General features: G+C 44.3%; 21 protein-coding genes and 7 tRNA genes. 8 read left to right on the top strand and 20 right to left on the bottom strand.

Annotated features, from left to right (window positions below; translation table 11 throughout):
- Window positions 1–126: 126 nt before the first annotated feature.
- From ybeY to miaB, 3 genes are all read right to left on the bottom strand, one after another.
- Complete coding sequence (gene ybeY / locus GTQ48_RS05790; protein WP_163105587.1) at window positions 127–597, bottom strand: rRNA maturation RNase YbeY; 471 nt, start codon at window positions 595–597, stop codon at window positions 127–129.
- Window positions 594–1,670 (bottom strand): PhoH family protein, encoded by a 1,077-nt coding sequence (locus tag GTQ48_RS05785; protein ID WP_163105586.1) that lies wholly within the window; start codon window positions 1,668–1,670, stop codon window positions 594–596. Before GTQ48_RS05785 ends, ybeY begins: the two co-directional genes overlap by 4 nt.
- A gap of 66 nt (window positions 1,671–1,736) precedes the next feature.
- Window positions 1,737–3,170 (bottom strand): tRNA (N6-isopentenyl adenosine(37)-C2)-methylthiotransferase MiaB, encoded by a 1,434-nt coding sequence (gene miaB / locus GTQ48_RS05780; protein ID WP_163105585.1) that lies wholly within the window; start codon window positions 3,168–3,170, stop codon window positions 1,737–1,739.
- A 296-nt stretch (window positions 3,171–3,466) separates the two neighbouring features.
- Here miaB and GTQ48_RS05775 point away from each other — a divergent pair, with 296 nt between their 5' ends.
- Both GTQ48_RS05775 and GTQ48_RS17515 read left to right on the top strand, forming a co-directional pair.
- Entirely contained in the window at window positions 3,467–4,786 is a 1,320-nt protein-coding gene (locus tag GTQ48_RS05775) for an FAD-dependent monooxygenase (RefSeq protein ID WP_163105584.1), read from the top strand.
- Complete coding sequence (locus GTQ48_RS17515) at window positions 4,786–4,962, top strand: hypothetical protein (protein ID WP_200883149.1); 177 nt, start codon at window positions 4,786–4,788, stop codon at window positions 4,960–4,962. The genes GTQ48_RS05775 and GTQ48_RS17515 overlap by 1 nt, the downstream gene beginning before the upstream one ends.
- 30 nt (window positions 4,963–4,992) lie before the next feature.
- Here the strand turns inward: GTQ48_RS17515 and GTQ48_RS05770 are convergent, their stop codons facing one another.
- Entirely contained in the window at window positions 4,993–5,577 is a 585-nt protein-coding gene (locus GTQ48_RS05770) for a TetR/AcrR family transcriptional regulator (RefSeq protein ID WP_163105583.1), read from the bottom strand.
- A gap of 440 nt (window positions 5,578–6,017) precedes the next feature.
- Between GTQ48_RS05770 and GTQ48_RS05765 the strand changes: the two genes are divergently transcribed.
- On the top strand, window positions 6,018–6,569 hold the full coding sequence (locus tag GTQ48_RS05765; RefSeq protein ID WP_163105582.1) for a carboxymuconolactone decarboxylase family protein: 552 nt from the start codon (window positions 6,018–6,020) through the stop codon (window positions 6,567–6,569).
- Window positions 6,570–6,654: 85 nt separating this feature from the next.
- Here GTQ48_RS05765 and GTQ48_RS05760 read toward each other — a convergent pair whose 3' ends face one another.
- A complete protein-coding gene (locus GTQ48_RS05760) occupies window positions 6,655–6,837 on the bottom strand; it encodes a hypothetical protein (RefSeq protein ID WP_163105581.1) in 183 nt (60 codons plus the stop codon).
- A 643-nt stretch (window positions 6,838–7,480) separates the two neighbouring features.
- Between GTQ48_RS05760 and GTQ48_RS05755 the strand changes: the two genes are divergently transcribed.
- A complete protein-coding gene (locus GTQ48_RS05755) occupies window positions 7,481–10,051 on the top strand; it encodes a TonB-dependent receptor plug domain-containing protein (protein ID WP_163105580.1) in 2,571 nt (856 codons plus the stop codon).
- Between the two features lie 229 nt (window positions 10,052–10,280).
- Here the strand turns inward: GTQ48_RS05755 and GTQ48_RS05750 are convergent, their stop codons facing one another.
- Window positions 10,281–10,838: an acyl-CoA thioesterase gene (locus tag GTQ48_RS05750; RefSeq protein ID WP_163105579.1), complete on the bottom strand. Its 558-nt coding sequence runs from the start codon at window positions 10,836–10,838 to the stop codon at window positions 10,281–10,283.
- 195 nt (window positions 10,839–11,033) lie between these two features.
- Here GTQ48_RS05750 and GTQ48_RS05745 point away from each other — a divergent pair, with 195 nt between their 5' ends.
- Both GTQ48_RS05745 and GTQ48_RS05740 read left to right on the top strand, forming a co-directional pair.
- Window positions 11,034–11,657 carry a flavin reductase family protein gene (locus GTQ48_RS05745; protein ID WP_081926597.1) on the top strand — a complete coding sequence of 208 codons (624 nt, stop codon included), beginning with the start codon at window positions 11,034–11,036 and terminating at the stop codon, window positions 11,655–11,657.
- A 62-nt stretch (window positions 11,658–11,719) separates the two neighbouring features.
- Entirely contained in the window at window positions 11,720–12,376 is a 657-nt protein-coding gene (locus GTQ48_RS05740; RefSeq protein WP_163105578.1) for a cupin domain-containing protein, read from the top strand.
- Between the two features lie 211 nt (window positions 12,377–12,587).
- Here the strand turns inward: GTQ48_RS05740 and GTQ48_RS05735 are convergent, their stop codons facing one another.
- The 14 genes from GTQ48_RS05735 to GTQ48_RS05670 form a co-directional block, all read right to left on the bottom strand.
- Window positions 12,588–13,994, bottom strand: a complete 1,407-nt coding sequence (locus GTQ48_RS05735; RefSeq protein ID WP_163105577.1) for an alanine/glycine:cation symporter family protein — start codon at window positions 13,992–13,994, stop codon at window positions 12,588–12,590.
- Window positions 13,995–14,251: 257 nt separating this feature from the next.
- Window positions 14,252–14,327 (bottom strand) — tRNA-Gln (locus GTQ48_RS05730).
- A 16-nt stretch (window positions 14,328–14,343) separates the two neighbouring features.
- Window positions 14,344–14,420: transfer RNA gene (locus GTQ48_RS05725), tRNA-Met, on the bottom strand.
- Between the two features lie 52 nt (window positions 14,421–14,472).
- Window positions 14,473–14,548 (bottom strand) — tRNA-Gln (locus tag GTQ48_RS05720).
- A gap of 2 nt (window positions 14,549–14,550) precedes the next feature.
- Window positions 14,551–14,635, bottom strand: a tRNA-Leu gene (locus GTQ48_RS05715).
- 23 nt (window positions 14,636–14,658) lie between these two features.
- Window positions 14,659–14,734, bottom strand: a tRNA-Gln gene (locus GTQ48_RS05710).
- 4 nt (window positions 14,735–14,738) lie between these two features.
- Window positions 14,739–14,823 (bottom strand) — tRNA-Leu (locus GTQ48_RS05705).
- A 34-nt stretch (window positions 14,824–14,857) separates the two neighbouring features.
- Window positions 14,858–14,934: transfer RNA gene (locus GTQ48_RS05700), tRNA-Met, on the bottom strand.
- A gap of 236 nt (window positions 14,935–15,170) precedes the next feature.
- Complete coding sequence (locus GTQ48_RS05695; RefSeq protein WP_239060013.1) at window positions 15,171–15,965, bottom strand: peptidylprolyl isomerase; 795 nt, start codon at window positions 15,963–15,965, stop codon at window positions 15,171–15,173.
- A 350-nt stretch (window positions 15,966–16,315) separates the two neighbouring features.
- Entirely contained in the window at window positions 16,316–17,407 is a 1,092-nt protein-coding gene (ychF, locus tag GTQ48_RS05690; protein ID WP_163105575.1) for a redox-regulated ATPase YchF, read from the bottom strand.
- A gap of 41 nt (window positions 17,408–17,448) precedes the next feature.
- Complete coding sequence (gene pth, locus GTQ48_RS05685; protein ID WP_163105574.1) at window positions 17,449–18,030, bottom strand: aminoacyl-tRNA hydrolase; 582 nt, start codon at window positions 18,028–18,030, stop codon at window positions 17,449–17,451.
- A 5-nt stretch (window positions 18,031–18,035) separates the two neighbouring features.
- Window positions 18,036–18,668: a 50S ribosomal protein L25/general stress protein Ctc gene (locus GTQ48_RS05680; protein ID WP_163105573.1), complete on the bottom strand. Its 633-nt coding sequence runs from the start codon at window positions 18,666–18,668 to the stop codon at window positions 18,036–18,038.
- 390 nt (window positions 18,669–19,058) lie between these two features.
- Complete coding sequence (gene ahr / locus GTQ48_RS05675; RefSeq protein ID WP_163105572.1) at window positions 19,059–20,060, bottom strand: NADPH-dependent aldehyde reductase Ahr; 1,002 nt, start codon at window positions 20,058–20,060, stop codon at window positions 19,059–19,061.
- 116 nt (window positions 20,061–20,176) lie between these two features.
- A complete protein-coding gene (locus tag GTQ48_RS05670) occupies window positions 20,177–20,656 on the bottom strand; it encodes a ribose-phosphate pyrophosphokinase (protein ID WP_163105571.1) in 480 nt (159 codons plus the stop codon).
- Window positions 20,657–20,885: 229 nt separating this feature from the next.
- Between GTQ48_RS05670 and GTQ48_RS05665 the strand changes: the two genes are divergently transcribed.
- Window positions 20,886–21,932, top strand: coding sequence for an NAD(P)-dependent alcohol dehydrogenase (locus GTQ48_RS05665; protein WP_163105570.1), 1,047 nt, complete (start codon window positions 20,886–20,888; stop codon window positions 21,930–21,932).
- Window positions 21,933–22,171: 239 nt separating this feature from the next.
- The gene (locus GTQ48_RS05660) at window positions 22,172–23,326 is read left to right on the top strand and encodes a Na/Pi symporter (protein ID WP_163105569.1); all 1,155 of its coding nucleotides are present in this window, start codon (window positions 22,172–22,174) and stop codon (window positions 23,324–23,326) included.
- Window positions 23,327–23,414 lie beyond the last annotated feature (88 nt).

The following is a 23,414-nucleotide window of genomic DNA, read 5'->3' as shown; positions in this document are numbered from 1 at the left end:
GCACCAACGTTAAAATGCTTCTCGTTAGTCGTCAATGCTTTATTGTTTTAAATTTTAAATCGCTTTTAATCCACATGCTTACAGAAACTGTTTATAAAACCTAGGCAGTTTCTATTAGGCCGTCGATTAAACTTCGTAAGGGTTTGTTATACCCAAGGTAGAAAGAATTTCTATTTCCTTGCTTTCCATCACTTCAGCATCTTCGTCTGTAATATGGTCATAGCCGAGTAAATGCAATATGCCGTGAATGGTCATATGGGCATAATGATGCTCAACGCACTTTTTCTGCTCACTGGCTTCTCTGCTGATAACTGGCGCACAAATGATCAAATCACCTAGTAGACTTATGTCTATGCCAGGCGGCGCTTCAAAGGGAAAAGAAAGTACGTTTGTAGGCTTGTCTTTTTGACGGTAATCACTGTTTAACTGCTGGCTTTCTGCCTCGTCAGTAAAGCGAATCGTCACTTCTTGTTCGCGTAACTCTTCTGCAGATAAAACAGCATTAGCCCATTGTGCTAGGCTGTCGGCAGAGGGAATAGCATTAACTATTTCCTCTTCGCCTTCATACACATTTTGATAATCGATAATAGCGGTCACGAGTTGCTGCTTGAATCAGAACTGCCTACCGATGGTGAGCTTTGTTCCTGCTGCTGTCGCAATGCCTCTTCTTTCTTTTGCTTGCGAATGCGCTCTTGCTCGGCGTCATGTTCTTCATACGCACGAACAATGCGAGCAACTACCGGGTGGCGAACTACATCATCGGCACTAAAGAAGTTAAACGAAATATCGTCAACGTCACTGAGTACTTCAATAGCATGGCGAAGGCCAGACTTTGCGCCTCGTGGTAAATCTACCTGAGTAATATCGCCGGTAATGACTGCTTTCGAATTAAAGCCAATACGGGTTAAGAACATCTTCATTTGTTCTACCGTGGTATTTTGACTTTCATCTAGAATGATAAAGGCATCATTAAGCGTCCGTCCTCGCATGTAAGCCAACGGTGCAACTTCAATTACAGCGCGCTCCATCAGCTTTTCGACTTTTTCAAAGCCCAGCATTTCAAATAGCGCATCGTAAAGAGGGCGCAGGTAGGGGTCTACCTTTTGTGACAGGTCACCAGGTAAAAAGCCGAGCTTTTCACCCGCTTCAACCGCAGGGCGAGTTAGAAGAATACGTCGAACTTCTTGTCGCTCTAATGCATCTACCGCAGCTGCCACGGCAAGGTAGGTTTTACCCGTACCGGCAGGGCCAATACCAAAGGTAATATCGTGATTGACGATATTCGCAACGTATTGCGCTTGGTTAGGGTTGCGCGGCTTTATAACGCCGCGCTTAGTTTTGATGTTAACTTCTTTGCCGTAACCGCCTGTTGCGTCTTTTTCTATAACGCGGGCTTCTTGAATGGCCAGATGCACTTGTTCAGCCTCAAGGTCGGGAATACGGCCTTTTATAGGCTGGGTTTCAACATACAGAAGTTTCAGTAATTCGGTAGCACTGTTTATTTGCTGTGGCTCTCCTAGCACCTTGAACGCGTTATTTCGGTATGTTATTTCAACACCCAACCTACGCTCTATTTGCTTGATGTTGTCATCAAACGGTCCACATAAACTCGACAAACGCTTACTATCTGCCGGTTCTAACTCAAATTCATTACTTACCAATGTACTCAAACTTCTGTTTTCCTCGCTTTACGCTTTTATCTTAAATTGTTAATTAGCGCCACTGTGGCGACTGTTTTAGGCTGGGTTAAATTGGCCCACACCCAACTCGTTCGGTGATTCCGCTTGGTGTTTTGCTAAAATCGCTTGGGGCGATACCGCTACGCGCAAGCCCATTTCGCTTTCTCTGCGAATAACTTCACCGCGCAGTGAATTGGTAAATACATCTACCACGTTCACATCTACAAACTCGCCAATCATATCTGGCGTGCCTTCGAAATTAACCACTCGATTATTTTCAGTACGGCCAGAAAGCTCCATTGGGTTTTTCTTAGATGGGCCTTCTACCAAAATACGTTGCTCGGTACCCACCATATGGCGAGCAATGCGCAAGGCCTGCTGGGTAATACGCTGCTGTAAAAGGTGTAAACGCTGCTTTTTGGTTTCTTCGCTAACGTCATCTACTGCATCTGCTGCTGGTGTACCTGGGCGAGCACTATAAATAAAACTAAAACTTAAATCGTAATCTACGGCTTGGATCAAATCCATGGTAGCTTCAAAATCAGCGTCCGTTTCGCCAGGAAAGCCGATAATAAAGTCGCTCGATAAGCTTATGTTCGGGCGAATTTTCTTAAGTTTACGCATTTTAGATTTATATTCTAACGCGGTATGACCACGCTTCATCAAATTCAAAATACGGTCTGAGCCGCTTTGAACTGGGAGGTGTAAATGGTCAACCAACTCTGGAATACCCGCATAGGCATCGATAATATCGTCAGTAAATTCAACCGGATGCGACGTGGTATATCGAATTCGGTCGATTCCATCGATAGCAGCAACCAACTCTAATAATTCAGAGAAACGGCAAACCGTGCCATCGTAGTGATCGCCTCGGTAGGCGTTTACGTTTTGCCCTAACAAATTAACTTCACGCACACCTTGGCCAGCAAGTTGTGCAATTTCAAGCAGTACATCATCTACCGGACGACTAACTTCTTCTCCGCGCGTGTACGGCACAACGCAGAATGTGCAGTACTTTGAGCAGCCTTCCATGATAGAGACGAATGCCGTAGGGCCCTCAGCACGAGGCTCTGGTAAGCGGTCGAATTTCTCGATTTCAGGAAAGCTGATATCCATAACCGATTTAGCACCACCTTGAAGCTCGTTGATCATTTCAGGCAGGCGGTGTAGCGTTTGAGGACCAAAAACAAGGTCGACAAAAGGGGCACGTTGGCGAATGGTATCGCCTTCTTGCGATGCAACACAGCCGCCAACACCAATAATAAGCTCGGGCTTATCTTGCTTTAGGTTTTTCCATCGGCCAAGCTGATGGAACACTTTTTCCTGCGCTTTTTCGCGAATTGAGCAGGTGTTAAGCAAAATAATATCGGCTTCTTCAGCGGTGTCTGCCGCAGTGTAGCCATGCGTAGAGTCTAGTAAGTCTGCCATTTTATCCGAGTCGTACTCGTTCATCTGGCAGCCCCAGGTTTTGATATACAGCTTTTTAGTCATAACAACTATTCGTTAACCTGTTAAGTTCTGGTAAGTGGTTGGTGGAATGTAAAAAACGTCGCAAGCAATAGCGTATATTGTTGCGCCACACAACGCAGTTACGTTGAAGATGTTCAAAATAGCCGCATATTTTACCTGTTATGCAGCTATATTCCCAGCGTAATCCGATGATTACTGATTAATTAATTTCGGTAACAAAAATAGTACTGGCCTGATAACTTACGCTTAATTTGTGTTGGCTGCGGGTATTTTATATTCTTCATCATATTCAACGTAATAGTTACCACGGAGTACGAATGTACGATTTTTGCATTAATGGCGGCGGTATGGTGGGCGCAGCATTAGCCCTTGGGCTAGCGCAGCAAAATTACCGCGTGGTAGTGATAGAGCCAAACCAGCCTAAGGCATTTGAAGTAGAGCAAGGCCCAGATTTACGGGTGTCGGCGATTAGTGAAGCATCTGTCACCTTACTAAAGGCACTAGGGGCGTGGACAAACATTGAAAAAATGCGCTTAAAGCCTTACGTGGGGTTGAGCGTTTGGGATGACCCCAAGCACCGAACTGATTTTACTGCAAAGAGTATCGACGTACCTCAGTTAGGCTACTTTGTCGAAAACCGTTTGTTGCAGTTAGCCTGTCACGAGGCGCTAGTTCAGCATGAAAACGTGAGAGTTATCTTCAACGACAAAATAGACAACATTGCGCTGTCATCAGAAAGCGCATCAAGTAATTTAACGCCTAGCTCCAAACCAACGCCTAGCTCCGAAACTGATAAAAAGCCTAGCATCGACAAAGAACACTCAAGCGAGACAAGCACATACGAGCAAAGCGTGTGTATTACACTGTCTTCAGTCTCAAAATCTGCAAACACAAAGCCTTCAAACACGCAGATTCACGCTAAATGGCTTATTGGGGCAGATGGCGCAAAATCTCAAGTTCGCCAGTTTGCCGGTATTGGCACGTCAGGTTGGCAATATGGCCAACAAGCGATGGGCATTACCATTAAAATGGCAAAAGAAACTCAGGCTATTACCTGGCAGCAGTTTACACCAACAGGACCAAAAGCCTTTTTGCCTATGTACGACGAGTACGCATCGCTCGTGTGGTACAGCTCCCCTGAGGAATTAAAACGCCTAAAAGGTCTTAACAGCACGCAGTTAAAAAACGACGTTATCGACGCCTTTCCTGATGAACTTACTCAAAACAATAATGACTTTTCGGTTATCGACAAAGCAGCGTTTCCGCTTACTCGCATGCATGCCAGTGAATACGTAAGAGAGCGTTCGATATTAATTGGCGATGCTGCCCACACTATAAACCCCCTTGCAGGGCAGGGAGTGAACATTGGTTTTAGAGACGTACAGGCCCTTTTAGAAGTCACCGCACAAAATCTTGATATATCGTCTCAGGCGTTTTTTACTGCACTGAAAAACGATTACGAGAGGCCACGCAAACGGGACAACTTGTTAATGATGTCAGCAATGGATGGGTTCTACACCTTGTTTAGTAACGACATAGCCCCCATAAAATGGATAAGAAATCAGCTTCTTTCGGTGGCCGAACATGCAGGTCCAATCAAAAAAGAAGTGCTTAAATATGCTATAGGGATGCGTTAATGGAAGTTCTTATTTTACTGGCGGTATTGTTTGCGGCGTTAGTTATTGTTGTTCCACTTTTAGAGCGCTCTAAAATGCGCATAAGTAACGATGACGCAGCAAAGTGGGCGAAGTGGATTTGGCCACTAATGGGGTTACTTTTAGTGGCTCAGTTAATTAGGTTAGCGTTTTCGTAATGCTTCAATATGAGGTCATTGCGTAATGATTCAGTTTGAGGGCCATTGCGCTGCAAGGTCGTAAAGTACCTTATCAATCATTTTTTCAATTGCACTGTTGTCAGTTTGCAATATTGCAAAGGCTCGTAATCCCACAAATTGATTTTGCAGCCAATCGGCTGCAAACGCTACCGGCGTGGTATCTTGCAACTCTTTCGTCTCTATCGCTTTTTCGATGATGTTAGCGAAGCAGTTATTTAGTAACACCATTCCTTCAAGTACTGCTTTTTTGCCCACATCGCCAATCAGTTCCAACTCGGTAATCGATTTTACTAACAAGCATTGGCGCATGTATCTCAACTCATCAGGGTTAATTAAGGCAGTTTTAAAAAATTCCCGGAGGGATAATAGCGGGGTGTCGCTATCGGCCACGTTTTGCAGTTTTTCTTTGCTGTGAGCTACGTACTGCTCCACTACAAGCTTAAATAAGCCTTCTTTGTTTTGAAACCGTGCGTATATGCTTCCCGGACGCATGTCCAATGCTTGCTGAATATCGCGCATGCCAGAGCCTTGGAACCCCTTTTTCCAAAACAATATAGTCGCCTTTTCGACAGCATCTTCTTGTGCGTACTTCATAACATCATACTCAATACAAATTTGAACGTATGTTCAATTATCTCTCGAACAATGGATAAGGTAAACCCATTATTGAAAAATGCGGGTTAAAATCGACATCTACCAAAATTTAAGTCTCGTATTATAGTTTCCTATTTATGTTAACTTGAACGAGTGTTCAATTTTTGCTTGAACACTCGTTCAAATATGTGTAGTCTATCCATATTGCTTGCTAGCCATATTTTAGATAATCCTAGTAAGCTAGGTTTAAACGTAAGTAAATTCGGTATTAAATCAGTTAGGTAAATATGCCTTTCAGGGGTTGATGCCACTGAAACGATAGTGCGATTTTTAATAACGTGCGTCAGTTACACGTTTCGCTTTTTCATCGATAGTAAAAAGCAGAGCGTTGCCGTTGTCGTCTATATGTTTCAATTCGTTCACAGCATTAGGAGAACAAAATGACAGATTTTACTCTACATACAAAAGAGTCAGCGCCAGAAGCGTCTAAATCACTTTTGGATAATTCAGAAAAAGCATTTGGCATGGTACCGAACCTACATGCAGTGATGGCCGAAGCGCCAACGCTACTTGAAGGGTACCAAGTGCTGCACAAGCTCGCACAAGACACCTCGTTTAATGCAGAAGAGCTAACCGTTGTATGGCAAACGGTAAATGTTGAACACGCATGTCATTATTGTGTGCCAGCTCATACCGGCATCGCAAAAAGCATGCAAGTGCGTGACGATTTAATTGAAGAGCTTCGCAACGGTGAGACGCTGTCTGATAGCAAGCTAAATACGCTTAAAGAAACTGTGCTTGCGCTAACACGAGGTCGAGGAAATGCAGAGAAGTCTCAGCTCGACGCATTCTACAAAGCAGGCTACGAGCACAAGCAGTTGCTTGAAATTGTGTTGATATTAGCGCAAAAGGTAATGAGTAATTACACCAATCACCTTGCAGATACGCCAGTTGACGAACCATTCAAAAAGTTTGAGTGGTCACCTAAGTAATAGCTAGGCTGTAATACGAAAAACGGAAGCTTTCGCTTCCGTTTTTTATGTCTGAATCACCAAAGATACTAGGAAAAAATGTTCGTTAGGAAACAACCAATAGTTGAGGATCAACTTCTTCAACGGTTTGGGAAGTCACCTCATCTAGATAACCCTTTTTTTCTAAAAGCGCTTTAAGCTCGTCGCGTGTTGCGCATTGTTCATGTTTAACAAGGGCAATGGCCTCAATAAAACACGAAAGATGTACTGAAGATTGTGTTTCGGTCATGTGAGATTCTCTTTAACTTCTAGTTTCTTTAATTTCTGAGCTCGTCAACTTCTAAGCTCTTAACAACTGAGTATGTGGTCACTGTGTCTTTCTCATAAGACAACAGCGTGACAGTTGTATTACTTTTCTGTTACCGCAAAACGTTGTACGAGAAATAACTCTATATCTGAAATTGCCTCAAGTAGATTGGTTTTTTATATGATGATTATCTTTGTATGAACAAGGACTAAAAGTGGTTCACAAAGACTAAACCGTTGAAATTACTTCCTCATTTTTATCATATGTTATTACTACTTTAGTATTGAATGTCTCTCCACCTCTGTGTTTTACTTCGCAGTGTCAGCGGCGCGGCTATATCCAGAACGTCGTTTATAAAAATTCTTCTAATAAAAAATCTGACATTTAAAGCTGGTGTCCTAGGCTTTATATAAAGCTCAGTATCAATACTAATAATTACAGCGCTTTTTCCGACAAATATAATTTGTCTTCGTTTAGGGAAAGTGAACACCCTCAAATTCGTTAGTCTCGATAATGTCACCGCATAGTAGGTGCACAGGTCACTCTGCCTACTATCTTTGAGGTGATATTGAAGTTCATATATCTGTACATAATATCAACGCATACTTAATTCAGGAATATCACAATGCAACAGGCAAAACATAGCGCTACGGTTTTCAAGCTATCGATCATTGCAAGTGCGATGGCAGGGCTTGCCGTTTCTTCTCCATTGCATGCACAGCAACAGGCCTCAGAGCAAGCCAGCTTCGAGCAAGAAGTAGAACAAATACAGATTGTGGGGTCACGCCGAGTAGGGCGCACTATTAACGATTCACCAGTGCCTATTGATATTATTGATGCATCATCGATAGAGGCCACCGGGTTAACCGAAACCAACATGATCTTGAACTCGCTGCTGCCGAGTTTTAACTTTCCTCAGCCTTCTATTACAGATGGTACTGACCATCTGCGTCCAGCTCAACTTCGTGGCCTAGCACCCGATCACACATTGGTATTAGTAAACGGTAAACGTCGCCATACCTCTGCACTGTTAAACTTAAACGGCTCGGTAGGTCGTGGCTCTTCAGCCGTTGATTTGAACGCCATTCCAGCAAACGCTATTAAACGTATTGAAGTATTACGCGACGGTGCAGCGGCGCAATATGGTTCAGACGCCATAGCGGGTGTCATCAATATCGTGCTAAAAGATGCGAGTGAAGGCGGTGACATCTCAGCAACCTATGGTGCAAACGTAACCACAATGGACGGCGTGCCAAACCTAGACAGTGTCTCTACTAATGCCCAAGGCGACTTAGCATTTAATACAGGCTCTGATAGAGAGCTAACCGACGGTCAAACTTTTACCCTGCGCGGCAACGTTGGTTTTGAATGGGGCGATGATGGATTTGTTAACGTATCGGCAGAATATCGCGAGCGCGGGCAGGCAAATCGAGCCGATTTCGACCAAAGAGAAAACTATGCTCGAGATGCCAACGGAAATATCGATGAAAGAGAGTTTACCGTTAATCGCTACAACCACGTGTATGGCAATGGCGAAGTAGAAGACTATGCCTTATTTATAAACGCAGGTAAGGGTCTAAGTGATGACATTGAGTTTTATGCTACTGCTGGGCTAAGTAGCCGTGACTCCTTGGGTGGTGGCTTTTATCGTCGCGCTCAAGACAGCCGAAACATTGTAGATATTTATCCCAATGGCTTCTTACCGTCTATCCAAACGGATATCTCAGACATGTCACTTATCACCGGCATCAAAGGGTATGGTGATGTATGGAATTACGACCTGTCTCTAACTCACGGCAGCAACGAATTGGAATACAGCGTAGTAAATAGCCTAAACACCTCGTTAGGCGCCACGAGTCAGACAGACTTCAACGCAGGCACACTGGAGTACAATACCACTATATTCAATGCCGACGCTTCTCGACTGGTGGATACTGGCGTATTCTACAGCGAAATGAATTTTGCTATGGGCGCGGAATATCGCTACGAGAGCTATGACATTACCGCGGGGGAAGAAAACTCGTATATTCAAGGCACATTTGGGCCAGGTGGTGCAGTGACCGACCCAGTTGATGGGCCTTTTGGTGCAGCGGGCTCTCAGGTGTTTCCTGGCTTTACGCCAGCATCAGCAGGTGACAACAGCCGAAATAACTACAGCATTTATGTAGATGTAGAAGCTGACGTGACAGAAAACTGGAATGTTGCTGTTGCCGGTCGTTTTGAAGATTACTCTGATTTTGGCAGTACATTTAATTGGAAGGTATCGCAGAGATACACCCTAAGCGACGCCTTTGCACTTCGCGCATCGGTATCGACCGGTTTTCGAGCGCCGTCATTACAACAGCAGTACTTTACCTCAGTGGCTACCACATTTGTTGACGGAGAGCCTACTGAAACAGGCACATTCGCTCCTTCTAGTGATGTGGCACAAGCCCTTGGTAGCCCAGGCCTGGATGCAGAAGAGTCAAATAACTACAGTGCCGGTTTTACCTATTCACCCACTGCCGACTTTAATTTAACGGTAGATTTCTACCGCATTGATATTGATGATCGCATTGTGTTGTCGAACAACCTTTCAGGCCAAGCAATTGAAGGCCTGCTTGAAGGTACTGGTGCAACCCGTGCACGGTTCTTCTTAAACGCCATTAATTCCAGAACCGAGGGTGTAGACATTGTTTCCACCTACACGCTGAATACCTCAGATTTTGGTGCATTTAATTTTAACGCTGGCGTTAACTTTAACGACAACGAAGTCACAGATATTTTGGACGCACCAGCAGTGCTTCAGGGGGCAGGCTTTGATCAAGGCAATTTATTCTCAGATGTAGAGTTACGCCGATTTGAGACAAGCGCCCCAGATAGCAAAGTTAACCTAGGCGTTACCTGGTCTTACGATATCTATTCAACTACATTGCGCACAACTCGCTACGGTGAAGTTGAAGACCCGTCATCGGTTGAAGCACGAAACGAGATAATACCGTCTGAGTGGATTACCGACCTTGATTTACGCGTTGCTATTACCGACCAACTCGCTGTGTCGGTGGGCGCGAACAACATTTTTGACGTTTATCCAGAAGCAACACGAGACCTTGTAGACGAAGTTACAACGTTCTCGAATATATTCCCGTATTCAAGCTTCTCGCCTTACGGTTTCACTGGGCGCTATGTTTACGGTAAAGTGTCGTATAGCTTCTAGCATTGGGCTAACACCGCCTGATACTTTGCCTTAAAAAAGCCTCGCTGCTCTATAATGTGCAGCGAGGTTTCTTTATATTATTGTTTGTTAACGCTATACGTTTAACGCTCACTGCTGCTCTACATTAGCCACATTCTTATCACACGTTTTTAAAGGTTAGCTCTCTTGAAACCAACTCCTTTAAGCCAGTTCCTTTAAGCCAACTCTTTTAAGAACTCCTCTTTTAACATCAACTGTTCTTGTCAAACGTGATGTTGCCTCGGTGCTTGTCAACTAAAGCAAAATCTTCTTCAGGAATAAATGCGTCATAATCACGCTGAAGTTTTATCTGTGCTTCTTTACGTATTTTGCTGCGTCTAATCGCAGTAACGAAATTGCGCATTTCTTTATGGTTGGAAAGTGCTAATTCTGGCACTTGCACTGGTGAGCCGCTATCGTCTTTTGCCACCATAGTGAAAAAGCTATTATTGGTGTGTTTAACGTTGTTCGTTTTAATATTTTCAGTAGTTACTTTAATGCCTACTACAAGGGATGTATTGCCAACAAAATGCACTGTGGCATCTAGATGCAGTAAATCACCTACTTCTACGGGTTGTAAAAACTCTACGCCATCTACGGTAACGGTAACGCAATACGCTCCGGCGTGTTTACTCGCGCATGCATAAGCCACCTTATCCATCAGCGATAAAATAATACCGCCATGCACTTTGCCGCCAAAATTAGCGTAGGAGGGCACCATGAGTTCGGTTAAACGAGTTCGAGAAAATGCAACATTGCGAGGATTCATGTACTACCTTATTGTCAGTGAGTGAAACAAACGACCAAAACGATCGGATAAGTAAAACGCGCGTATTATCACTGGTAGCAAATGTATTTATAACGCTAGCGAAGTTTGGTCGATTTACTGGTCACGATTTTTCTGTTTAGGGTAAGCCCCTGTGTTTACAATAAATAAACTAACAATATTTGTGAAGGAATGGTTTTGTCTTCAACACATTTTTATCAGCCGAAAGACGGGCATGGCTTAGCTCACGACCCGTTTAATGCCATTATTGCGCCACGACCTATTGGTTGGATTTCCACGCAATCTACTCAAGGCGTTCTTAATTTAGCGCCCTACAGCTTTTTTAACGCATTGAATTACACGCCTCCTATTATCGGCTTTTCCAGTGTGGGTGATAAAGATTCACTTAATAACGCTAGAGAGACGGGAGAGTTTTGTTGGAACTTGGTATCTAAGCATCTTGTTGATGCCATGAACGAAACGAGTAGGCCTCTATCTCCTGAGGAAAGCGAGTTTTCAGCATCAGGGTTAGGCACCGCCAGCAGTCAGGTTATTGCGGTTCCACGAGTGAAAGAAAGCCTAGTGTCGATGGAGTGTAAGGTAACTGATATTACTCAATTAAAATCGGCAAAAGGCGAATTGGTGAACAGCTGGTTTATTATGGGAGAAGTGGTTGGTGTACACATCGATACCTCACTGATTGAAGATGGCGTTTACAAAACGCTGAAGGGTGAACCCGTGATGCGCGGCGGCGGTGCGGGGGATTATTTCTCTATCAGTGAAAGTAACTACTTTGAATTGCGCCGACCAGACGCAAAATAAATATGTAACGTAGCAGTGCCAACTATGAGCGGCAAATTAAAACGTTAGCTGGGAAAAGTAGCATGTTAAATATGAATTTTGATGAGCGGATGGTGATTGATACAACGCCAATGCCATGGCAAGCATCGCCATCGAGTACTGTTTGGCGAAAACCGCTAGAACGAGAAGCAAAAGAGTCGGGGCACACTACCAGTGTGGTCAGATATGAAGCTGGCGCGAGTTTTAGTGAACACGGCCACCCCTATGGCGAGGAGGTTTTCGTTCTAGAGGGGGTGTTTTCTGATGAGAATGGCGATTATCCTGCGGGTACGTATTTACGTAATCCACCAGGCAGTAAGCATAGCCCGTTTAGTAAAGAAGGGTGTGTAATACTGGTAAAATTAAACCAGTTCGACCAGCGGGATCTTCAAGAAGTTAGAGTAGATACACATAATACGCCCTGGCTACAGGGGCAGGGTGGCCTGCAGATTATGCCTCTGCACAACTTCGAACACGAGCATGTTGCACTGGTTAAATGGCCAGCCAAAGAGGTGTTTAAACCCCATCGGCACTTTGGTGGTGAAGAGATATTTGTGCTGTCGGGCACGTTTAAAGATGAAGCGGGTGAGTACCCTAAAGGTACCTGGATGCGAAACCCGCATATGAGTCAGCATCATCCGTTTGTTGATGAAGAAACCGTGATTTGGGTGAAGACTGGGCATCTGCCTGTGGCGCTATAGCTTGTAGTTTCTGAGTTAGAAGTTAGAAATTAAAGGCAATTGAGTTAGTCAGAGCCTACTAAAGTAGTGAGAAACCTACACCAATAAATATCTCGTACAAAAAAAGGCTTATGTTTAAAAACATAGGCCCTTTTTCGATTATACGCATTAACGGCTTATTTAAGACCGTTCTAACTTTAGGTTAGCTTAGCCAAACCAAGAGAGCGTCTGACTATTTCCAAATACCGTCTTCAGACTTACCTTGAATTTCGCAGTCGCCGGCTTTGTATTCCACCGTCTCTCCGCTGTCTTTCTTTTTAAAGTAATCTTTACTGATAGAAACAATGGTAGGCGTCATCCAAACAATGGCAATAATGTTGATAACTGTCATAAGGCCTAATGCCATATCGGCCATGGCCCACACTTGAGGTAGTGCTGCTTGTGCACCCCAGTAAATCATGCCTAAATAACCAATGGTGTAAGCTGCGCGTCCTGCGCGGTTATCTAGTTTAAACATGTGCAGATTACTCTCGCCGTAGGCATAGTTAGCGACTACCGAGGTGAAAGCAAACAAGCTTATTGCCGCAGCAACAAAGTCAGTGCCACCTTCGCCCAAATGGCTGCTCATTGCATCTTGTGTTAGCCGTATGCCTTCCATTTGTTCTGAACTAGAACCGCCAGCAAGTAAAATGATGAACGCGGTAGAGGTACATAAAATCATCGTATCTAAAAATACACCCAGCATTTGTATGTAGCCCTGAGACACCGGGTGATTAGGGTTTGGCGCCGCACTTGCCGCTGCGTGAGGTACCGAGCCACTGCCGGCCTCGTTTGAGTATAGCCCCCGCTGTATTCCGTTTTTAATTGCAGCCCCTAGCGCACCAGCTCCTGCTTCTTGAAGACCAAAGGCCGACTTAATAATGTCTAGCAGCATGGCGGGTAATTCGGTGATGTTGATAAAGGTGATGGTAAGGGCAACAAGCACATAACCAATTCCCATAAACGGCACAACGAACTCTGCAAATCGCGCTATACCGCGCAAACCGCCCACAACAATGAGCGCGGCAAGCAAAATAATGGCTATGCCTACATATTCGCTTTTAAACGCATAGGCGTTGTTAAGCGCGTCTGTAATAGTGTTTGCCTGTACCGCACTAAATACAAATCCGTAGCCAAAAAACAAGCACAAAGAAAAGGCAACGGCTAGCCAAGTTTTGTTTAATCCTTGTTTTATGTAGTAAGCCGGTCCACCGCGAAATTCGCCGTTCTCGTCTTTTACTTTGTATAGCTGTCCGAGTACGCTTTCAGCAAAGCCGGTGGCCATGCCTAGCAGCGCTATCATCCACATCCAGAATATGGCGCCAGACCCACCAAGAGAGATAGCCACGGCAACACCTGCAAGGTTACCTGTGCCAACGCGGGCCGATAAACTGGTACATAGCGCCTGAAAGGAACTTATCCCTTCTTCGTTCGACGTTTTACTGTTTTTAAGTAGCGCAAACATGTGGCCAAAATGCCGTAACTGCACGCCGCCTAGTTTTACGGTAAACCAGATACCGCACACTAACAGCATAACGATAAGAACTTGGCCGTCGCCCCACAAAATATTATTCACAAATGAAACGAATTCGTTTATCACGCACTTTCCTTCGTTATTATTTTATTTAGGTATTTTAGAAAAGACATGGCTTTTAACTGCTCACAAAAGCTGGAGTAAATACAGTGTCTAATTCAAAGAAGTCGGTAATACTAGCATGACCTAAACACAAATAAAGCCATAAAAGTGGCGGTTATTGTGATGAATTATGCATAACTTAAGAAAAAATATGCAAGCAGAGTAGGGAGCATTTATTTCAGGCAATAAAAAACCGCTCAAGAAAGCGGTTTTTCACAATATGGCTGGGATAGCAGGACTCGAACCTGCGAATGACGGGATCAAAACCCGTTGCCTTACCAGCTTGGCTATATCCCAATAGACAGGTAAAAGATGGTGGCTAAGGCGAGATTCGAACTTGCGACCCCATCATTATGAGTGATGTGCTCTAACCAACTGAGCTACTTAGCCTTTCTTTTGCAAATCATTAAAAAGCCGCTCGTTTGAGCGGCTCTCTAGAATTTGGCTGGGGTAGCAGGACTCGAACCTACGAATGACGGGATCAAAACCCGTTGCCTTACCAACTTGGCTATACCCCAAATGGTGCGGAAGGAGAGACTTGAACTCTCACGCCGTGAAGCACTGGAACCTAAATCCAGCGTGTCTACCAATTCCACCACTCCCGCATAGACACTAGCTGTTACAAAGTTGGCTGGGGTAGCAGGACTCGAACCTACGAATGACGGGATCAAAACCCGTTGCCTTACCAACTTGGCTATACCCCAACTTTGGTGCGGAAGGAGAGACTTGAACTCTCACGCCGTGAAGCACTGGAACCTAAATCCAGCGTGTCTACCAATTCCACCACTCCCGCGCAGCTAGACATTCCTAAAAGAGACAGTGAGAAGTGGTGGCTACGGCGAGATTCGAACTTGCGACCCCATCATTATGAGTGATGTGCTCTAACCAACTGAGCTACGTAGCCTTTCATACTTCTCTTCCCTCTCAGGAAGTGGCGCGTATTATGCGTATATGACTCGCACCCGTCAACCCCTTTTTTGCTAACTTTTTTTAAATGGTTAATATGTGCGCGGGGCCGTTCGAATAACATGCAAAACGCAGTGAATTTGACCAACCTAACCGTCAAAAGGGGGCAATATCTTTTATATTGCCCCTCGATATAGCTCCCTGGTATAGCTTCTAAAGATTAAAGATTAAAGATTAAGGATTAAGCGTTGCTTTTGTTTTGTAGTAACAAATATCAACGGGCCGTGGTGCGTATACCTTGTCGTGAAAAAACGGATTATCTAAGGTTTTGCCAGTATTAGTTCGCGATAGGTATTCTTCGTGCTTGGGCTGTTGAATATAATAATTAGGGTGATTATCGCTGTGAACGAGGGCTCGCCCTATTTTACTGTTATCGGTGACCTCTTGTATTACACCACCGTACTGGGCATCTCCCCTTGGTAGCTTCTGCAATGCAGGCATTCCGCTTACCACTCTTCCCACCACAGACATATTTCTGTCTAAATGACGAGGCGCTTGGCCAATCACAATATAAAACTCAGTGGAAGCAGTGTCTTTTTCACTGTTACGAGCAAACGCCACTGTGCCTGGGCAGTGCAGCCCCCACATTTCACCGCGCTGTTCGTCTAATCCAACTGCAAAGCCATCTAAAAAACCGGTTTTCGGGGCAAACATATCACGGGATTCAACAACATCCACGATTTGCGACAAAGGAAGTGTAAATTCAGCAGGAATATCGGCTAACAGCGCAGGTGAAATCTGCTCTTTATCGTGGGTATCGTTACTGCCGGCCTGCGCCACAAAGCCATCTACCACTCGATAAAAATACTGTTTATCGTAAAAGCCTGACTTAATAAGGGCTTTAAAGCGCTCTACGTGTTTTGGCGCAAGACTAGGGTTAAGTGCAATGACGACATCGCCGTACTCTGTGGTAAATGTCACCGTATCCTCTGACGGCACTTTATACCAATGGTTACTGCTGCCGCTCATTAGTGCTACTGGGTTGTCCGCACTGTGGGCTTTGGCACTATATGTTATTGCAAAGACGACTACACAGGCGATCATTAATCCAAGTAAGCCTAGGGGCTTGGATGGAGAGGGGGCTATGACATTATTTGTTGTGGCGTTATTTAAAGAAGAGCCTGTATGCTGTTTTCTATAGGAACAGCTTAATTGAGTGCTAGAGTACATCGGTATACCTATTTGTGTTCTATATACTTGTTATATCAGTAGCGCTAAGCGCCAACAATCAAAAATCCAAATAAAAAAGCCACTCTAAAGAGTGGCTTTCAAAACGTTATCTACTCGCAGCCCATAATAAGTAGGCTCACGTTAAAGGCTTACACGTTAAATCTGAAGTGAATAACGTCACCGTCTTTAACAATGTACTCTTTCCCTTCTAAACGCCATTTACCTGCGTCTTTAGCGCCTTGCTCACCGTTATACTCCACAAAGTGGTCGTAACTAACGATTTCTGCGCGAATAAAGCCTTTCTCAAAGTCGGTATGAATTTTACCGGCAGCTTGCGGTGCAGTTGACCCTTCAGGGAATGTCCATGCGCGAACTTCTTTTACGCCAGCGGTGAAGTAAGTTTGTAAAGTAAGCAGTTCATAACCAGAGCGAATTACGCGATTCAGACCAGGCTCTTCTAGCCCCATGTCTTGCATGAATTCTTCGCGCTCTTCGTCTTCAAGTTCAGCAATGTCTGATTCGATAGCAGCACAAACCGCGACAACCGTGGCGTTTTCGCCTTCTGCAATTTCACGTACTTTATCAAGATATGGATTGTTCTCAAATCCCTCTTCATTCACGTTAGCAATGTACATGGTTGGCTTAAGGGTAAGCATATTCATGTAGCTAATCGCTGCATGCTCTTCTTTAGTCAGTTCTAAAGAACGCAGTAATAAACCTTCATCTAAATGAGGCTTAATTTTTTCAAGCACCTTCATTTCAAATTTCGCGTCAGCATCGCCGCCTTTAGCGCGTTTAGCCACACGATGCAGGGCTTTTTCTGTTGTTTCTAGGTCAGAAAGCGCAAGCTCTGTGTTGATAACGTCGATATCGTCTTGCGGGCTTACACGGCCAGCAACATGAACAATATTTTCATCGTCGAAACAGCGAACAACATGACCAATAGCGTCGGTTTCGCGAATATTTGCTAGGAATTTGTTACCAAGGCCTTCACCTTTGGAAGCACCCTCAACTAACCCAGCGATATCAACGAATTCCATTGTTGTTGGAATGACACGCTGAGGATTTACGATTTTAGCCAACTTATCCAAGCGAAGATCTGGCACAGGAACAACGCCAGTGTTTGGCTCGATAGTACAAAACGGGAAGTTTGCCGCTTCAATACCTGCTTTTGTTAATGCATTAAAAAGTGTTGATTTACCTACGTTGGGTAGGCCAACAATACCGCATTTAAAACCCATGGTATGGATCCTTGTCTGGAAAAGTTATATCTGGCTCGAACTCACGCTTTGTGAGCATGAAGTCGATTTTGCGCTTGTTTTAGGTCGTCTTTCAGTAAGATTTCAGTACAGCGTACCGCTTCATCCACGGCGCTTTCTATGGCCGCTTTTTCTTCTGCTGAAGGCTTTCCAAGAACATGTCCTGTCACTCGGCTTTTATGTCCTGGGTGACCGATACCAATTCGCAAGCGAAGAAAATCTTTATTGTTACCCATTCTTGCCACAATATCTCGAACACCATTCTGACTAGAGCTACCGCCAACTTTATACTTGGCTACTCCCGGAGGAAGGTCTAACTCGTCAAACGCCACTAAAATTTGTTCTGGCTCAATTCGGTAAAAATTCGCAAGTGCTGCTACTGCTTGACCACTTTTATTCATAAAAGTTGTAGGGTAGAGCAACCTAATGTCTTTACCAGCAATAGTAATTCGAGCGGCTTTTCCAAAGAACTTGGATTCGGGTTTTAGCGGGGTATTGTAGGTGTCAGCAAGCTGGTTAAGAAACCATTCGCCGGCATTGTGTCGGGTATTTTCATATTCGGGGCCTGGATTACCCAGACCCACGATAAGGCGAATATCAGCCAAGAGGATTATTCCTCTGTAGCTTCTTCTTCACCGTCTTCATCTGTTTCAGCAGCCTTAGGAGCTGGCTTAACAGTCACAACAGCAAGGTCGTGTGCTTCGTCGTCTTTACCAAGTTCAACAGATTTAACACCTGCTGGTAAAGTAACGTCAGACAAATGAAGAGTTTGGTCCATTTCAACGTTAGCAATGTCTACTTCGATGAACTCTGGAAGATCTTTAGGCTGACACGTAACTTCGATTTCGTTTACGTGGTGCTCAGCAATACCGCCAGCTTTGATAGCAGCAGACTTATCTTCGTTTGTGAAGTGAATTGGAACGTTAGTGTGAACGTCTTGACCAGCAATTACACGTTGGAAATCGATGTGTGTAATTTTTGGCTTGTACGGGTGACGTTGCATATCTTTTACTAGTACTTCAGTCGCTTTACCGTCTACGTTCAATGTAAGAACGTGAGAGTAGAATGCTTCAAAGTCAGCAGAGTTGTTCACTTTGTTGTGATCAAGAGTAATAGATACAGGTGCTTCTTCACCACCGTAAATGATACCAGGAAGCTTATCTTCGCGACGTAGGCGGCGGCTCGCACCTTTCCCTAGGTCTGTACGAACAGAAGCGTCTAGGTTAAAAATTGAATCAGACATTGTATGTCTCCAATAATAAGTTAATGATGTGGGTTTTTGCGACCAAAACCCACTGTTAACGCGCTGTTGGCCTAAGTAAATACTCTAAGAACATTACTCATAATTAGCCAATAGTCCACGACCCCGATTTTCAAGGGCGGCGAATTCTACCACCGCACACCCTAACTTACAATTGTAGAGGCAGTAAAAAAGCGCCTCGTAGGGCGCTTTTGTTTTCGCTGATATAAATGCCAATACTGTAAATGCCAATTATGTAAATGCCAATTATGTAAATGCAGCGCTCAGGCTATAAAATAGATCCAACGTACTGCTATCGGACTATTTCTGTATCGCGCTAATTTTTTACCGAGCTAGTACTTTATCAAGTTAGTACTCTATCGCGTCAATACTCTATCTCGTTAGCACGACACGATAGTGCGCTTTGCCTTCACGCAAGCGTTCAACCGCTTCATTGATTTGGTCGAACTTGAAGGTTTCAGTTACCGGTTCAATACCATGCTGCTCAGCAAAATCTAGCATAGTTTTGATGGTCGCCGGGCTGCCCACAGGAGAGCCGGAAACGCTTTTTTGACCGCCGATAAGGTTGAATGCGCCAATATCAAGTGGCTCTAAGGTTGCGCCTACAAAATGTAAACGACCTTTTGGCGCAAGCGTTGATAAGTACAAGTTCCAATCAAGTTTTACATTGACGGTAGAAATAATGAGGTCGAAACGGCCTTCGGCTTTTTGTATCTCATCTTCATCGCGACTATTAATGGTGTCGTGAGCGCCTAATTCGTGGGCTTCTTTCTTCTTAGACTCACTTGAGGTGAATGCTACTACTTTACAGCCCCAAGCATTCAAGAATTGCAATGCCAAGTGGCCTAAACCACCAATCCCCACAACGCCGACTTCAGAGGTAGGTTTAATATCAAATTGTACAAGGGGATTAAATACAGTGATACCACCACAAAATAGCGGGCCGGCTTTCGTGCCGTCTAGCTTTTCAGGCAATGGCACAACTGCGCGGGCTTGTGCACGTACTTTTTCAGCGAACCCACCGTGTCGACCGCCAATGGTCATGGTCGCTTGCTGACACAAATTATGATCGCCTTCTTCGCAGGTACGACAGCTGTTGCAGTATCCTGCATGCCAACCAAGACCAACACGTTGTCCAATCTCCAAAGAGGTGACGTGTGCACCTACTTTGCTTATGGTGCCAACTACTTCATGACCTGGCACAAACGGGTATTCAGTAAATCCCCATTCGTTGTCGAGCATGCTTAAATCGCTATGGCAAATGCCGCAACTCTCTACATCAATTTCGACATCATGACTGGCTAATTCCCCAGGATCGTACTCAAATTTCTCTAGCTTTCCACCGGGTTCTTTTGCTGCATATGCGTTTATCATTGTGTTCATCCTTAATTACATTTGCTTAATATTTCTGTTGATTAAAGATGGTTACGCTTAAATTGAAGTTACGATCAGCACGCATTCATTATTGCGTGCTCACTCGGTCAGTATTATTACTGTGTTTCAACTCGGTTAATAACTTTGCTGGTGTCGAGCACTTTAACGTTGAGTACTTCTAACACGGTGCCAAATTGTGTAATGGTCATCATTTCGGGTTTGGTTACTCCCTCAATTTCAACAATAAGGCCATTTTGATGATAATCCTCATCCAAACCATGTAGCGTAAACCGGTCGCCGCTTTCAGTAATAAACGCAAAAAAGCCGCCTTCTAATTCTTTATAAATAATGCTGCCTTTCAACGTAACACTATCGTTAACACTCACTTCTTTAGCTTCAGCTTGTGTCATTGGCTCGGCTTTTAATTCAGTGGGGGCGTTTTCCTGCGCCTTTATTTTGTCTGTTTTAGCGTCTTCTTTTTCGTACATTGTCGACTCCACTTTTTTATCTTCTTCTGTACAAGCAGATATACTGAGCGCTGCGGCTAAGATGAGAAGTGTATAGGGGGCTTTCGTTTTATAAGTTCTTATTGTCATGGGTACATCCTCTGTTTTTATTAAACATAAACCCTTCTGATTGAGATTGAAAGTGCTGCAATCAAAACACCTGAGAAGTACGGTGAGAAGTATGGCAAAGACAGCAAGAACCACTTATTTGCGTTTTTCATAGCACTGCGGCCTCTTTTCACCTTACAGGTCATGACGATAACGTATTAAGGGTATATGCTGTTTGTTCGACTTTATTCTAAACACTATCGAGGTCTACATGAAAACAATTGGCTATGCAGCGCATTCTTCAGATGCCCACATGGAACCGTATCATTTCGAACGCAGAGCATTGCGCGACAATGATGTGGCCATTGAGATCTTATACAGCGGAGTGTGCCACTCTGACCTGCACACGGTAAATGGTGATTGGGGGCCTCAACCTTACCCGTTAGTACCCGGGCACGAAATCGTGGGTAAAGTGATTGATATTGGTTCAGACGTGAGTGATTACAGTGTTGGCGATCACGTTGCCGTCGGTTGTATGGTAGATAGTTGTCAAACGTGTGACCAATGTGAGCACAGTGAAGAACAATACTGCCGTAACGGCATGACGCCTACCTATGGTGCGCCAGACAGAATTTCTGGTGAAACTACTCAAGGTGGCTACTCCAAACATATTGTGGTTCGCCAAGAATTTGTTTTGCGCGTACCCGAGGCGTTAGATATTGCTAAAACAGCACCTATTCTATGTGCTGGCATTACCACCTATTCACCGCTTAAAACCTGGAATGTAAAAGCAGGCAGCCGAGTAGGTGTTATAGGTATGGGCGGTCTAGGGCACATGGCGGTGAAATTGGCTGTAGCCATGGGCGCCAAAGTGACTGTTATCTCACGTTCAGATTCGAAAGCGAAAGATGCGAAATCAAGTGGCGCTGACGGTATTTTGGTATCAACAGACAAACAGGCGATGAAAGAAGCTGCGTCAACGTTCGATTTAATCATTGATACTGTTCCAGTGAAGCATTCTTTAGATCAGTACACGCCGCTGCTTGATATTGACGGTACGTTAGTTATCGTTGGTCAAATAGGGCCTATGGAAGAATCTATGACAGCGCCACTAGTAATGGGTCGCCGCCGCGTTGCGGGTTCGCTTATTGGTGGTATCAAAGAAACCCAAGAAGTATTAGATTTTTGCGCTGAACACGGCATTCACCCTGAATGCAAAGTGATAAAAGCAGAGCAGGTAAATGAAGCTTTCGATCATTTGAGAGCCGGTGATGTAGCACATCGCTTTGTTATTGATATGGCAAGCTTATCTGTATAGTACTTTCGCTGTAGCGGATTCAATATCTCTATAGAAAAAAACTACATTAAAAACACCGGTCGCTTGCGCCGGTGTTTTTGTATCAATTCTGTTTCCCTTATTAGGCCACTCACTCTTGTTCCTTTGAACATCTTTTCATACTGTGTATTGCGCTGGTAAGTGAGTAGGTGAGTAATCCGTCATTTTTGTGTCATACGAGCGTCATAGTATTAAGTATTACTTTTCTATCTGTATGAATTATGTCAATTAATGACCCTCAAGTTGTAGGTCGAAGCACCTTTTCAAAGCACGACAACTGGCAGCGCTGGCTACTGCTGGCTTTCTTAGTTTATGTCATGCTGCTTGCGGTAAGCATGATAGGCAGTGGTTTTAAATATGCTACGGGTGAGCACGCTAGAGAATTGTTTAGCTTTGCGTCTAACCCTATTATGGGGCTTATTATTGGCATGGTGTCTACCGCGCTTATTCAATCATCTAGTACGGTAACCTCGATTATTGTAGGTATGGTGGCTGGTGGCCTTCCTATTACAATAGCCATACCTATGATGATGGGTGCGAATATTGGTACTAGCATTACCAATACATTGGTGAGCTTAGGTCATGTCGCTCGCAAAGATGAATTTCAGCGTGCTTTTAATGCCGCTACTATTCACGATTTCTTTAACGTTATGTCTGTACTTATATTCCTACCCCTAGAAATGGCTTTTGGTATTTTAGAATATCTTAGTGGTGAAATTGTATCGCTATTTAATACTTCACAGTCGTTGTCACTTGAAGGAGTGAACCCTATAAAGGCGGCCACTCAGCCAGTGACCGATGTGGTGACCAACCTACTTCAGTTTTTACCTTCCATCTATCCAGGCGTGGCTAAAATTATCATTGGTATTGGCCTTATCATGCTGTCGATAACCTATATGGGTAAAATAATGAAGTCTCTCATGGTAGGTAAAGCAAAAGAGCTGCTGCATAAAAGCATTGGGAAGGGGCCTATTTCAGGTATTACTTCCGGTGCAGTAATGACAGTGCTAGTACAGTCATCATCTACCACTACCTCTCTTATGGTGCCGTTGGTAGGCAGTGGTATTTTAAAAGCGCGAGATATTTACCCATTTACCCTGGGCGCTAATATCGGCACGTGCATTACTGCGCTTATTGCCGCGTTGGGAGTAGTAGGGGTGAACAGTGGGTTTGCTCTTCAAATTGCGCTAGTTCATTTAATTTATAACGTGCTGGGCGTAACCGTTATTTACGGCATACCGCTATTGCGGGAAATTCCTCTTAATCTGTCATACCGATTATCGGTAGTGGCTGCGGAGCAAAAGCTCTATGGTGCTGCTTATATTGGTGGACTGTTCTTCATTATACCGTTAGGTGCCATATTCACGACCATGTGAGATGTTAGGCATTGATACCTGAGTACAAGCCACAAATCAAAGCAGACATGGGCCGCTTACAAAGAGCTAACAGGGAGAGCCACTTGAA

Source organism: Alteromonas genovensis, from assembly GCF_010500895.1.
In the GTDB taxonomy this organism is placed as follows: domain Bacteria; phylum Pseudomonadota; class Gammaproteobacteria; order Enterobacterales; family Alteromonadaceae; genus Alteromonas; species Alteromonas genovensis.
The sequence above is the reverse complement of the archived record's forward strand: the minus strand, read 5'-3'. Positions and strand labels throughout refer to the sequence as shown.